At 64.0% G+C, this 11,936-nt stretch carries 9 protein-coding genes; 8 read left to right on the plus strand and 1 reads right to left on the minus strand.

The genetic code is table 11. The annotated features are described in order from the left end of the window. The 8 genes from H7F49_RS17970 to H7F49_RS18005 all read left to right on the plus strand — a co-directional run. A partial coding sequence (locus tag H7F49_RS17970; protein WP_185684945.1) for a ThuA domain-containing protein occupies positions 1–254 on the plus strand: 254 nt, incomplete at its 5' end. Between the two features lie 4 nt (positions 255–258). Then, on the plus strand, positions 259–1,398 hold the full coding sequence (locus H7F49_RS17975) for a Gfo/Idh/MocA family protein (RefSeq protein ID WP_214647897.1): 1,140 nt from the start codon (positions 259–261) through the stop codon (positions 1,396–1,398). 14 nt (positions 1,399–1,412) lie between these two features. Then, positions 1,413–2,459, plus strand: a complete 1,047-nt coding sequence (locus tag H7F49_RS17980) for a sugar phosphate isomerase/epimerase family protein (RefSeq protein ID WP_185684946.1) — start codon at positions 1,413–1,415, stop codon at positions 2,457–2,459. Then, complete coding sequence (locus tag H7F49_RS17985) at positions 2,416–3,777, plus strand: MFS transporter (RefSeq protein WP_185684947.1); 1,362 nt, start codon at positions 2,416–2,418, stop codon at positions 3,775–3,777. Before H7F49_RS17980 ends, H7F49_RS17985 begins: the two co-directional genes overlap by 44 nt. Positions 3,778–3,794: 17 nt before the next feature. Next, positions 3,795–4,640 (plus strand): sugar phosphate isomerase/epimerase family protein, encoded by an 846-nt coding sequence (locus H7F49_RS17990; RefSeq protein WP_214647898.1) that lies wholly within the window; start codon positions 3,795–3,797, stop codon positions 4,638–4,640. Positions 4,641–4,753: 113 nt separating this feature from the next. Continuing rightward, on the plus strand, positions 4,754–5,362 hold the full coding sequence (locus H7F49_RS17995; RefSeq protein WP_214647899.1) for a gluconate 2-dehydrogenase subunit 3 family protein: 609 nt from the start codon (positions 4,754–4,756) through the stop codon (positions 5,360–5,362). A 15-nt stretch (positions 5,363–5,377) separates the two neighbouring features. Beyond that, a complete protein-coding gene (locus H7F49_RS18000) occupies positions 5,378–7,072 on the plus strand; it encodes a GMC family oxidoreductase (protein ID WP_185684950.1) in 1,695 nt (564 codons plus the stop codon). Beyond that, positions 7,072–8,196 carry a ThuA domain-containing protein gene (locus tag H7F49_RS18005; protein WP_185684951.1) on the plus strand — a complete coding sequence of 375 codons (1,125 nt, stop codon included), beginning with the start codon at positions 7,072–7,074 and terminating at the stop codon, positions 8,194–8,196. Before H7F49_RS18000 ends, H7F49_RS18005 begins: the two co-directional genes overlap by 1 nt. Positions 8,197–8,327: 131 nt before the next feature. Here the strand turns inward: H7F49_RS18005 and H7F49_RS19955 are convergent. Continuing rightward, positions 8,328–11,936, minus strand: a 3,609-nt coding sequence (locus H7F49_RS19955) for a VCBS domain-containing protein (RefSeq protein ID WP_185684952.1), incomplete at its 5' end; no start/stop codon positions are given.

Here is an 11,936-nt window from a genome sequence, read left to right on the forward strand (position 1 = left end):
CCACCCTCGTCTCCGTCGACGAGAAGACTTACAAGCCGGTCGGCATTTTCGGAAAAGATCTGCGGATGGGCGATCACCCGATGGTCTGGTGGCATTGCCTGGGCAAGGGACGAGTGCTTTACAATGCGTTCGGACACCGGGCTGAGGCCTATTCCGAAGCTGAAAACAAGCGCTTGCTGGAGCAAGCCGTCAGTTGGGCGGCAAGACAGAAGGGCGCGGAATGCGGGGCGCCTCCCGCCGGAGCAGGACAGTAGAGAGATGAGCAGCAATCCAATTCGCTATGGGATGATCGGCGGTGGCCAGGGCGCATTTATCGGAGGAGTCCACCGGATCGCAGCACGCATCGCGGGCAACTGGCAGCTTGTTGCCGGCGCATTTTCTTCGACGCCGGAAAAATCACGCGCATCGGGTATCGAGATCGGCGTCGATCCGTCCCGCGTCTATGGCTCCTATGTCGAGATGATCGAGGCTGAACTTGCCCTTCCGGTCAACCAGCGGATCGAAGCAGTATCAATAGTCACGCCCAACCACATGCATGCCGCCCCTGCCATCGCCGCGATGGAGGCCGGCTTTGATGTGATCATCGACAAGCCGCTGGCAGATTCCATGGAGAATGCGAGGGCCATTGCCGATGCCGCAGATCGCACCGGACGGCGCATTGCCGTCACCCATACCTATACCGGCTATCCGCTGGTCAAGCAGGCGCGTGAGCTGATTGCCAGCGGCAAGTTCGGCAAGGTGCGCCGGGTTGCGGTGAAGTACACGCAGGACTGGCTGAGCCGCGCTGCCGACCTTGAGGGCAACAAGCAGGCTGCCTGGCGCGTCGATCCGAAGCAGTCTGGCGATGCCGGTGCATTCGGCGATATCGGCACTCACGCCGCCAATCTCGCCGAATTCATCACTGGTGAGCGCATCACCCGCATTTGCGCCGAGCTGACCATGCTGGACGGACGCGCCATCGACGATGACGGCGCCGCGCTTTTCCACCTTTCCGGCGGCGGCAAGGGTACGCTGACCGCCAGCCAGGTGCTGGTTGGCGACATCAACGACCTCGCCATTTCGGTCTATTGCGATGAGGCCGGGTTGCACTGGCGGCAGGAAGAGCCGAACGCCATGCGCATCGGCTATCGCGACAGGCCGACCGAGATCTGGCACGCTGGCGCTAACCGCGCCTACCTCTCACCTGAAGTGGTATCGATCCAGCGCACCCCCGGCGGGCATCCGGAAGGCTATCTTGAGGCCTTTGCCAACATCTACCAGGCCTTCGGCAACGAACTGCGCGGCGCAGCCGGCACAGAGCCGGGTTATGCCACGATGGAAGACACGCTGGCCGGCATGAAATTCCTAGCCGCCAGCCTAGAATCCAGCCGCCGCGGTGCGGTCTGGGTCGATCTCTGAGAGAGGAAAAACGAATGAAGGGTCCCGCAGTTTTCCTTGCCCAGTTTGCTGGCGACGAAGCCCCGTTCAATTCGCTCGACGCGATAACCAAGTATATGGGCGATCTCGGCTACAAGGGTGTGCAGATCCCCACTTGGGACGGCCGACTGTTCGATCTCGACAAGGCTGCCGAGAGCCAGGACTACTGTGATGAAGTTGCCGGAATCTGCCGGGCCAACGGTGTCGAGGTGACCGAGCTTTCCACCCATCTTCAGGGCCAACTCGTCGCCAGCCATCCGGCCTACGACACGTTGTTCGACGGTTTTGCTCCGGCAGCGCTTCATGGCAACGTCAAGGCCCGTACCGAATGGGCGATCGACCAGTTGAAGAAGGCGGCAATGGCCAGCCGACGCTTCGGTTGCTCGTCGCACGCCACTTTTTCCGGCGCGCTGCTGTGGCACACTGTCTATCCGTGGCCGCAGCGGCCGTCCGGTCTTGTCGAGGAAGGCTTCGCTGAACTCGCCCGTCGCTGGAAGCCGATCCTCGACGTGTTCGACGAATGCGGCGTCAACGTCTGCTACGAACTGCACCCCGGCGAGGACCTGCACGACGGCGTGACTTTCGAGCGCTTCCTTGAGGCGGTCGGCAACCATCCGCGTGCCAATATTCTCTACGATCCGTCGCACTTCGTGCTGCAGCAACTCGACTACGTGCAGTTCATCGACTTCTACCATGAGCGTATCAAGGCCTTCCACGTCAAGGACGCCGAGTTCCGTCCCAATGGCAAGGCAGGCGTTTATGGCTCTTATTCGAGCTGGGCAGAGCGCCCCGGCCGGTTCCGCTCGCTTGGCGACGGACAGGTAGACTTCACCCAGATCTTCACCAAGCTTGGCCACTACGGTTACGACGGCTGGGCGGTGCTGGAATGGGAATGCGCCTACAAGCACCCGGAACAGGGCGCGGCTGAAGGCGCGCCTTTCATCGCCCGCCACATGATCCGCAAGGCGGACAAGGCATTCGACGACTTCGCCGGGACCGGTGCGGACCTGGGTTTCGTGCGCGAGGTGCTGGGGCTCGATTAAGCATGGCAAAAGGGGGAGAGGTACGATGACGACGACAAGGCCGGCCAATCACAGAGCCATTTTCTGGATCAGCGTGCTCGCGCTGTTCACCGCAGCCGTGGCCAATGCGATCCGCAGCGGCGCATCCGAGGCGATGAAGCTCGAACTGTTCGACGCGACCCATGGCGCCAGTTCCGGGGAATTGATTGCCACCGCGCTCGGCAACGCCTTCCTCGGCTTTGCGATCAGCCTGCTGGTGATCAGCCCGCTGCTCGACAAGATCGGCGCCAAGCGAATTATCCTGTTCGCCGCCGCCTGCTTCGTCGCCGGTCCCGCGCTGATCCTTTTCGCGCCTTCTGCCGGCGGGTTCGATGCGATCAACACGGCGCTCAACGCCGGCATGATCCTCACCGGCTTCGGCTGGGGCGCGACAGAAGGTTCGATCAACGCGATCACCACGACCATGTATGCCGAGGACAAGACTGGCAAGCTCAACGTGCTGCACGCTTGGTGGCCGGCCGGTATGATCGTTGGCGGATTGCTCTGCGTCGCGCTGTTCGGCGCCGGCCTTGGCTGGCGCGCCCTGATCGCGCTGATCATGCTGCCAGGCATTGTCCTTGCCATTTGGGCCATGCGGCACGAATTCCCGCAGACGGAAAGCACTGTTGCCGGCGTCCCGTTCGGCGAGATGCTGGCTGAACCCTTCCGTCACGCCGGCTTCTGGATATTCCCGGCGATCATGTTCCTTACCGCCTCGACCGAGCTGGCGCCGGGCGCCTGGGTGCAGGTCGCGCTGACCGAGACGGTCGGCATGCAGGGTGTGCTGCTCAATGTTTATGTCGCGGCGATCATGTTCGCCATGCGTCACTTTGCCGGTCCGCTGGAGCACAAGTTCTCCGATATGGGGCTCCTTTGGATGAGCACGGTTCCCGCTGGCCTCGGGCTGTTTCTGCTGGCGACGGCCAACTCGCCGGTCACCGCACTGGTCGCGGCGACGCTGTGGGCATTCGGCGTCTGCTTCATGTGGCCGACCATGCTCGCCGCGATCGCCCGCCGTTATCCGCGTAGTGGTTCCTGGGGCATCGGCATCGTCAACTTCTCCGGCGCGCTTGCGATCTATCTGGTCCTGCCGCAGATCGGCAAAATCTACGACCATGCCAAGATCGAGAAGGCCGGCGGACAGGCTGCCTTCGAAGCGCTCCAGCCTGGCAGTGCCGGTATGCACGAAGTGCTGGTCCACGCGGCGGAAGTCTCGTTCAAGACCATCTCGATCATCCCGGTCGTGCTGTTCTTCATCTTTGGCGCGGTGCGTCTGGTCGAGCGCAACAGGAAGAACTGACGCACATGAAAATCGGCATGAACCTTCTGCTGTGGACCGGGCATGTGGACGAGAGCCACGTACCGGTCCTGAAGGCCCTCAAGGACACAGGCTTCGACGGCGTCGAAGTTCCGGTGTTCGATCCCTCGGATGCGGCGCATTACGCAAGGCTCGGCGGGATCCTCGACGATCTCGGTTTGCAGCGAACGGCCGTTGCGCTGATTCCTGATGAAGCTCACTCACCGATTTCCGCCGATGCTGGCGCGCGGCAGGGCGGCGTCGATCACCTCAACCGCGTCATCGACTGCTGCGAGGCGCTGGGCGCGCAGGCGCTCGTCGGTCCCTGGTTCCAGCCACTTGGCGTGTTCAGCGGCGAGGGGCCAACGGGGGAGGAACTGGAGCGCTGCGCCGGGGTGCACCGCGCCGTTGCGCAGAAGGCCCGCGATGCGGGGCTGGTCTGCGCGCTCGAACCGCTCAACCGTTTCGAGTGCTACCTGCTCAATACCTGCGAGCAGTCCAGCGCCTATCTGGAACGGCTGAACGAGCCCGGTTTCGGCATCCTCTACGATACGTTCCATGCGAACATCGAGGAGAAGGATCCGCTCGCGGCGCTCAACACAGCCTATGCCAAGGGCCACGTGAACCACGTCCACATTTCCGAGAATGACCGGGGCACTCCGGGGCGTGGCCATGCCAATATCCGCGAGACGATCCACGCGCTCAAGGGCTTGGGTTATGACGGCTGGCTGACGATCGAAGCCTTCGGCAAGGCCCTGCCCGAACTGGCCGCCGCAACCCGCGTCTGGCGCGATTTCTTCGCCAGCCCCGAGGAGGTCTACACCGAGGGCTACAGCTACATTCGCCAGTGCTGGGACGAATGCTGATTGCACTCTGGTCAAACCAATTGTAGTACAACTTTTGAACTATAAGGGCCGATGCCCGCCAAACGAGGATTTCTGAAATGGATCAAGGACCAAGCCTCGATCGCCGCGATCTGATGGCCTACATGGCCACGCTGCTCGGTGCCGCCGCGATCCCGGCAGAGGCTTTTGCCGCGCCCCGGGGCAAGGCAAAGCGCAAGGTGGCTGCAAAGAAGTTCTTCACGCCTTCGCAGGCTGCGCTGGTCACGGCGCTGGCCGATACGTTCATTCCGGAAACGGATACCCCCGGCGCGGTCTCTGCAGGCGTCCCGGCGCACTTCGACGCCATGATGGGCCGCTGGGCCTCGGCGGAAACGAAGGCCCTGGTGATCGCCTCGCTGGCATCGATCGACAAGATGGCGCTTGAAGCGGACAAGAAGACCTTCGCCCAGCTAACCCCGGCGCGCCGCAAGGAACTGCTGATCCCCTATGACAAGGCGGCGTTGAAGCCGGTGCCGAAAAAGGACAAGCTTGCCGGCCTTGCCGCGCTGATGGGTGCTGGCGCTTCGGTCGTCGATCCCGGCTACAACCGGATCAAGGACCTCATAATCGGCCTGCATTACGCCTCCGAGGCGGCAATGACCAAGGACATCATCTACGAGCACGTGCCCGGCAAATATGTGGCGTCGCTCAAGCTCACCCCGGAAAGCCGGCCGTTCTCCGGCCTTGGCACCCTCGTCGGTTAATTCGGAGTCCCCATCATGCAATTCGACGCAATCGTCATCGGCTCCGGCATGTCCGGCGGCATCGCTGCCAAGGAACTGTGCGAACAGGGCCTCAAGGTCCTGCTTCTCGAACGTGGCTACGACATCGATCCGGCCAAGGACTACACGGACATGAAGATGCCCTGGGAATTTCCGGACATGAACATGGTGCCGGAGGAAGAAGTCGCCCGCGACTATGCCGTGCAGAGCCAGTGCTATGCCTTCAACGTGTCCAACAAGCACATGTGGGTGAAGGACAGCGATCACCCCTACACCACGCCGGAGGGCAAGCCGTTTACCTGGATTCGCGGCTATCACACCGGCGGCCGCTCGATCATGTGGGGCCGCCAGACCTACCGCTGGTCCGACATCGATTTCGAGGCCAACAAGAAAGACGGCTTCGGCGTCGACTGGCCGATCCGCTATGCCGACATTGCCCCTTGGTATGACAAGATCGAGGAATTCATCGGCGTCGCCGGCACCTACGAGAACCTGCCGCAGTTGCCCGATGGCAAGTTCCTGCCCGGCTGGGAGCTCAACGACGGCGAAAAGTTCCTGAAGGCGGCGGTCGAGGCGAAGTTCCCGGGCCGCAAGATCATCATCGGGCGCAATGCGAACCTATCGGAAGCCCGCGAGCAGCATACGGAACTGGGGCGCGGACCCTGCCAGAACCGCTCGATCTGCGATCGCGGCTGTTCGTTCGGCGCGATGCACTCCTCGCTTACCTCGTCGCTTCCTGCGGCACGGCGCACCGGCAACCTGACGCTCGTGACCAATGCCATTGTCCATTCGATCGTGCAGGATCCCAAGACCGGCAAGGCCACCGGCGTGCGCGTGATCGACCGTGTGACCAAGGTCGGCAAGACCTACGAGGCCAAGGTGTTCTTCCTCAACGCCTCGACCATCAATTCGGCAGCGATCCTGCTGAACTCCGCCAATGAGGCGAACCCTCGAGGTCTTGCCAACGGTTCGGACCAGGTTGGCCGCAACCTGATGGACCACATGTATGCCCTGACCACCGTCGGCATGCTGCCCGGCGCGCCCAAGGATTCGTACTACAAGGGTCGCCGTCCTACCGGCATCTACATTCCGCGCTATCGCAACGTCACCGAGGAATCGGACGGCTACGTGCGAGGCTACGGCTATCAGGGCGGCGCGATGCGCATGACCGGAAAGAGCATCGCCGGCCGGCCGGGGGTGATCGGTGCGGAGTTCAAGGACGGCATGCACAAGTTCGGACCGTGGATGGCCTTCATTTCCGGCTTCGGGGAAATGCTGCCCAATCCGGAAAACCGCGTCACGCTCGACCCGGCCAAGAAAGACCAGTGGGGCATGGCCCTGCCGCATATCGACTGCAAGATGGGACCCAACGAGCACAAGATGGTCAAGCAGATTATGGGCGACGCCAAGGCGATGGTCGAAGCCGCGGGCGGCTTCGTCGTGGCCCAGGCCGACGAGATGGGTACGCCCGGTCTCGGCATCCATGAAATGGGCACCGCGCGCATGGGCCATGATCCCAAGACTTCCGTGCTCAACAAGTTCAACCAGGCGCACGAGGTGCCGAACCTGTTCTGCACTGACGGCGCGGCGATGGCTTCGTCCGCCTGCGTCAATCCGTCGCTTACCTACATGGCGCTCTCGGCCCGCGCCGCGCACCACGCGGTGGAGCGGCTCAAGGAAGGTTCGATCTGATGAACAAGCTTCTCGCAACGGCATCTGCTCTGGCGATGACGGCAATGTCCGCGCCCGCTATCGCCGGCCCCGTCACCGATTGCCCGCTCCGCGATGCGCCGTTTTCTGCGCAGAGCCCGCTGATCGACATCCTGCTCAGCCCCGCAGCCAAGGCGGTGATCGACAAGTATGCCCCCGGCAAGCTCGACAGGATGCCGCCGATGTTCGCCGGCACCAAGCCGCCGACTTTCGCTGCGATCCTCTCGGCTGAGACGGCGACCCGCTTCACCGGGCTCAGCGCCGATATCGTCGCGAAGATCGATGCCGAACTTCGGGCGCTGCCGGTGACGGATGCCGACAAGGTCGCCCGCTGCCAGCGCTATGACAACGACGTGCCCAAGTTGGCCCCTGCCGGCAAGGCCAAGGCCCGGCTGCTGGTGTTCGAGAAGATCAACGGCTTCAAGGACGCACCCTCTGTCAATGCCGCCCATGCGGCGCTGTCCGCCATGGCGGAGCGCAGGAACTGGTCGGTCACCTTCACCGAAATGGCAGGCGCCTTCAATCCGAAGACCCTGTCGCAGGTCGATGCGGTGGTATGGAACAACATCAGCGGCGACGTCCTGACCCTGTCGCAGCGCAAAGCTTTCCAAGCATTTCTCGCGCACGGTGGCGGATTTGCGGCGATGCACGGTTCCGCCGGCGATCCGACCTATTTCTGGGACTGGTATCCCGACAAGCTGATCGGCGCTCGCTTCGCCGGACACCCGATGGCGCCGCAGTTCCAGGAAGCCCGGGTCATCGTCAGCACCGATCATCCGCTGGCCAAGGCGGCCGGCCTGCCACGCGAATGGCGCATGAAGGACGAGTGGTATTCCTTCAAGTCCAGCCCGCGCGCGGTCGGCGCGAAGGTCATCGCCTCACTCGATGAAGGCTCGTACACCCGCAAGGGGCCGATGGCCGAAGGCGGGCTCGACATGGGCGCCGACCATCCCATTGCCTGGACCAACTGCCTTGGCCGAGGCCGGATGTTCTACTCCGCCATCGGCCACATGCCTCAGACCTACAGCCAACCGCAGGCGCTTGCTCTGCTCGAGGCGGGCATTGCCTGGGCTGCGACCGACAAGGGCGGCTGCCCAGCGCGTTAACTCGGGTAAGCCGGCTGGCGGAGCGGGATTGGGGCGGAAGCACGAACACTTCTGCCGAGCCCCGATTCTGCAACCGAAGCCCCCCTGATTGTCAGGGGAGCTTCGGCCTTGCCGCGATGGTTGGATCTATCTCACAGCGCGAAGTCGGCCGATGTCAGCAATGGATGCCCCGTCAGGTCGATACGCAGTTCGGCGGTCGCCGCATTGCCGTCGGTATCGCCATAGACATGGGTGACGTTGCTGGCCGAGTCATAAATCCACCAGATGCCATTGGCCGTGGGAGCGTTGTTCCCCCAGGTAAAGGCATTGTCCTTGCCCCCAGGGACCGCGTCGATTGCCGAGAGGTCGATCTTGTCGGTTCCGACGATGAAGTCGGAAATGACATCGAACGCGGCATTGGTGGAATTCGCTGTCGCCGAATAGACGAAGACGTCATTGCCAGACCCGCCCATCAGACTGTCCGCACCAGCGCCGCCGTTTAGCGTGTCGTTACCCGCACCGCCGTCGATCGCGTTGGCGTTGGCATCACCGGTCAAAACGTCGGCAAAGCCGCTGCCGGTCAGGTTCTCGATACCCGAAAGGGTGTCGGAGCCGGACCCGCCGGTCACCTGCGAAGCTGTGATGGCGAGGCTGACGGTGACCCCTCCGGTGGCCGTTGCATAGGACGCAGTGTCCGTGCCCGCACCGCCGGTGAGCGTATCGTTGCCTGCGCCGCCATCGAGCGTGTCGTTGCCGCTGCCGCCCTGCAGGGCATTGGCATTGGCGTCGCCCGTCAGCACATCGTTGAAGGCCGAGCCGATCAGCCCTTCAAAGCCGGTCAGCACGTCGCTACCTGCCGCGCCGGTATTCTGCGCGCCTGCCAAGGCGAGGCTGACGGTAACGCTTGCGCTGGCATTGGCATAGGAGGCGAAGTCCGTTCCCGCTCCGCCGTCGAGGCTGTCGTTGCCGTTGCCGCCTTCGATGGTGTCGTTGCCCGCGCCGCCGGCAATGGTGTTGGCATTGCCATCGCCGGTCAGGCTGTCGTTGAAGGCCGAGCCGGTGAGGTTTTCGAACCCGGAGACCGTGTCGATGCCGGCGCCTGCGGTGTTCTGCGCCGTGGCGAGGGCCAGACTGACCGTCACCGCCGCCGTTGCCGAGGCATAGGACAGCGTATCGCTGCCGATCCCGCCATCGATCGAATCGTCGCCCGCGCCGCCATCGATTGTGTCATTGCCGGCCTCACCCTGCAGGGTATCGTTGCCGGCGCCGCCATTCACCGAGTCCGCCCCACCTCCGGCCGCGATCAGGTTGGCGAGGGTGCTGCCGGTGAGAGTATCGTCGAAGCCGGAGCCGGTCAGGTTCTCGACATTGGAGATCGTGTCGGTTCCCATGCCGGTCGCTTGTGCCGTGGTGAGCCCGAGGTTGACCGTGACTGCGCCTGTGGCGGCGGCAAAGGTAACGGTGTCCGTGCCGGTGCCGCCATCGATGCTGTCATTGCCGAGGCCGCCGTCAAGCGTATCGTTCCCCGCGCCGCCGGCGAGGGCATTGGCCCCGTCGTCGCCGGTCAGGGTATCGTTGAAGCCCGAGCCAGTGACATTCTCGATCCCGGCCAGGCTGTCGCTGCCAGCGCCGCCCGTTGCGGTGCCTGCGGCAAGACTGACGGTGACCGCCGACCCTGCCGCAGCGTAGCTCGCCGTATCGGTGCCAAGGCCGCCGATCAGCGTGTCGTTGCCGAGGCCGCCGTCGAGCGTGTCGTTTCCGGCATCGCCGTTGAGGATATTGTCCCCCGTGTTGCCGGTCAGCGTGTCGTTGAACGCAGAGCCTGTCAGGTTTTCGATCCCCGCAAGCGTGTCGCCGCCACCGCCGCCGGTGTTCTGCGAGGCCGTGACCGCAAGGCTCACCGTTACCGCCGATCCGGCGGAGAGGTAGGAGGCCGTGTCGATGCCGTTGCCGCCATCGAGGGTGTCCGCACCAGAGCCGCCGTCAAGAGTGTCATTGCCATCGCCACCGGTCAGCAGGTTGGCGCCACCGTTGCCCGTCAGCGTGTCGTCGTAGGAGGTGCCGGTGAGGTTCTCGATGGCAATCAGCGTGTCCGTCCCCCCCGCGCCGGTGTTCTGGGCGGTGGTTATTGCCAGACTGACGGTGACGCCGGAAGAAAGGCCGGCGTAGCTGGCCGTGTCGGTGCCCGAACCGCCATCGAGTGTATCGTTGCCTAGCCCGCCTGTCAGTGTGTCATTGCCACCCGCGCCGGACAAGGAGTCATTGCCCCCCGTGCCGGTCAGCGCATCGGCGCCGTTGCCGCCGGTGCGCACGTCGTTAGCGCCATTGATCGTGATCGTCAGCACCTGCGCAGTGCCGTCCGCCGCGTTGACCGTGATCGTCTCTGTCAGGCTCTGACCGGCGCTGAGATTGTCGACCAGCGGATTGGCATTGTCGAGGACATAGGTCCACGCCCCTGCCGCAGTGAGGGTGAGCGAGCCGTAGGTGCCGGTCTTCGATCCGGCGACGAACTGCGCTGCGCCATCGACGTCGCTGATCGTCAACGAGCCGGTGACTTGCGAAGTGCCGCCGGCAGCTGCGGATTCGGCGACCGCGCCGCTGGTCGTCCCGCCAATTACCGCGGCGTCATTGGTACCTGTGACGGTGATCGTGATGGTCCGGCTGGCCGTGCCGTCAAGCGAGGTGACGGTCAGGGTCTCCGTCGCCGTCTGCCCCTGGGTGAGCGCCTGCGTGGCGCTGCGCGTGTTGTCGAGCTGGTAGCTCCACGCACCGGTTGCAGCATCGAAGGAGAAGGTGCCGTAAGTGCCGTTCAGGCTGGAGGGCGCGGCGAAGGGTGCCTCGCCGGCGTCCGGATCGGTCACCGTCAGGGTGCCGCTGGCGGAAGCGGTGCCGGCCGTGCCGTTGGCGACGCCGCCCGCCTCGACCACTGCGCCGCTGTCCGTCCCGGAAATCTGGGCGGTGTCGTTGGCGCCGTGGATGGTGATGACCACCTCGCTGGTCGTGCCGTCGAGCGCGGCGATGGTGAAGGTTTCTGTCACCACGTCGCCGGGCTTCAGCGCGTCGATCGCCGGATCGCTGTCGGCGAGGATGTAGGTCCAGCTGCCATCGGCCTGCAGGTCGAACGCGCCGTAGGCGCCGGCCTGGCCGCCCGCTTCGAAGCCGCTCGGTCCATCGGGGTCCGATACCGTCGCTTGTCCGCTGACCTGCGTGTCGGGGCCTCCGGCCACGGTCGATTCAGTGATCGTCGCGGCCAGGTCTCCGCCGATCACTGCCGGGTCGCTGCCATCGGGATCGACAGTGATGGTGAAGTTGGCCGGGGTGCTGTCGCTCTGGCCATCGTTGGCGGTGAAGGTGAAGCTGTCGGTGCCGTACCAGTTGGCGTCGGGCGTATATTCGAACGACCCGTCGGCGTTGAAGACGATGCTGCCGTGCGCCGGACCTTGCGCCAGGGCATAGGTCAGCGCATCGGCCTCGGCATCGCTGGCCGAAACCTTCCCGCCGATCACCGTATCTTCGCCGCCGGAGGTCGATCCGGCATCGGCAACCGGAGCGTCGTTGACCGGAGCGATCGTCAGGCTGACGGTCGCCGGCAGGCTTTCGGTCTCGCCATCGTTGACGGTGAAGGTGAAGGAGTCTTCGCCGGACCAGTCTGCGTCGGGCGTATAGGTGAACGAGCCATCGGAATTGAGTTCCAACTGGCCATGCGACGGACTGCTGGCCACTGCGTAGCTCAGCGGCTGGCTTTCCGGATCGGAGGGAGC

It is taken from the genome of Novosphingobium aerophilum (assembly GCF_014230305.1).
Taxonomy (GTDB): Bacteria; Pseudomonadota; Alphaproteobacteria; order Sphingomonadales; family Sphingomonadaceae; genus Novosphingobium; species Novosphingobium aerophilum.

What these genes read in the sequence shown, in the direction of transcription:
- H7F49_RS17975 (WP_214647897.1), top strand. Translation starts at nt 259, where the DNA reads ATGAGCAGCAATCCAATTCGCTATGGGATGATCGGCGGTGGCCAGGGC.
- H7F49_RS17980 (WP_185684946.1), top strand. Translation starts at nt 1,413, where the DNA reads ATGAAGGGTCCCGCAGTTTTCCTTGCCCAGTTTGCTGGCGACGAAGCC.
- H7F49_RS17990 (WP_214647898.1), top strand. Translation starts at nt 3,795, where the DNA reads ATGAACCTTCTGCTGTGGACCGGGCATGTGGACGAGAGCCACGTACCG.
- H7F49_RS17995 (WP_214647899.1), top strand. Translation starts at nt 4,754, where the DNA reads ATGGCCTACATGGCCACGCTGCTCGGTGCCGCCGCGATCCCGGCAGAG.
- H7F49_RS18000 (WP_185684950.1), top strand. Translation starts at nt 5,378, where the DNA reads ATGCAATTCGACGCAATCGTCATCGGCTCCGGCATGTCCGGCGGCATC.
- H7F49_RS18005 (WP_185684951.1), top strand. Translation starts at nt 7,072, where the DNA reads ATGAACAAGCTTCTCGCAACGGCATCTGCTCTGGCGATGACGGCAATG.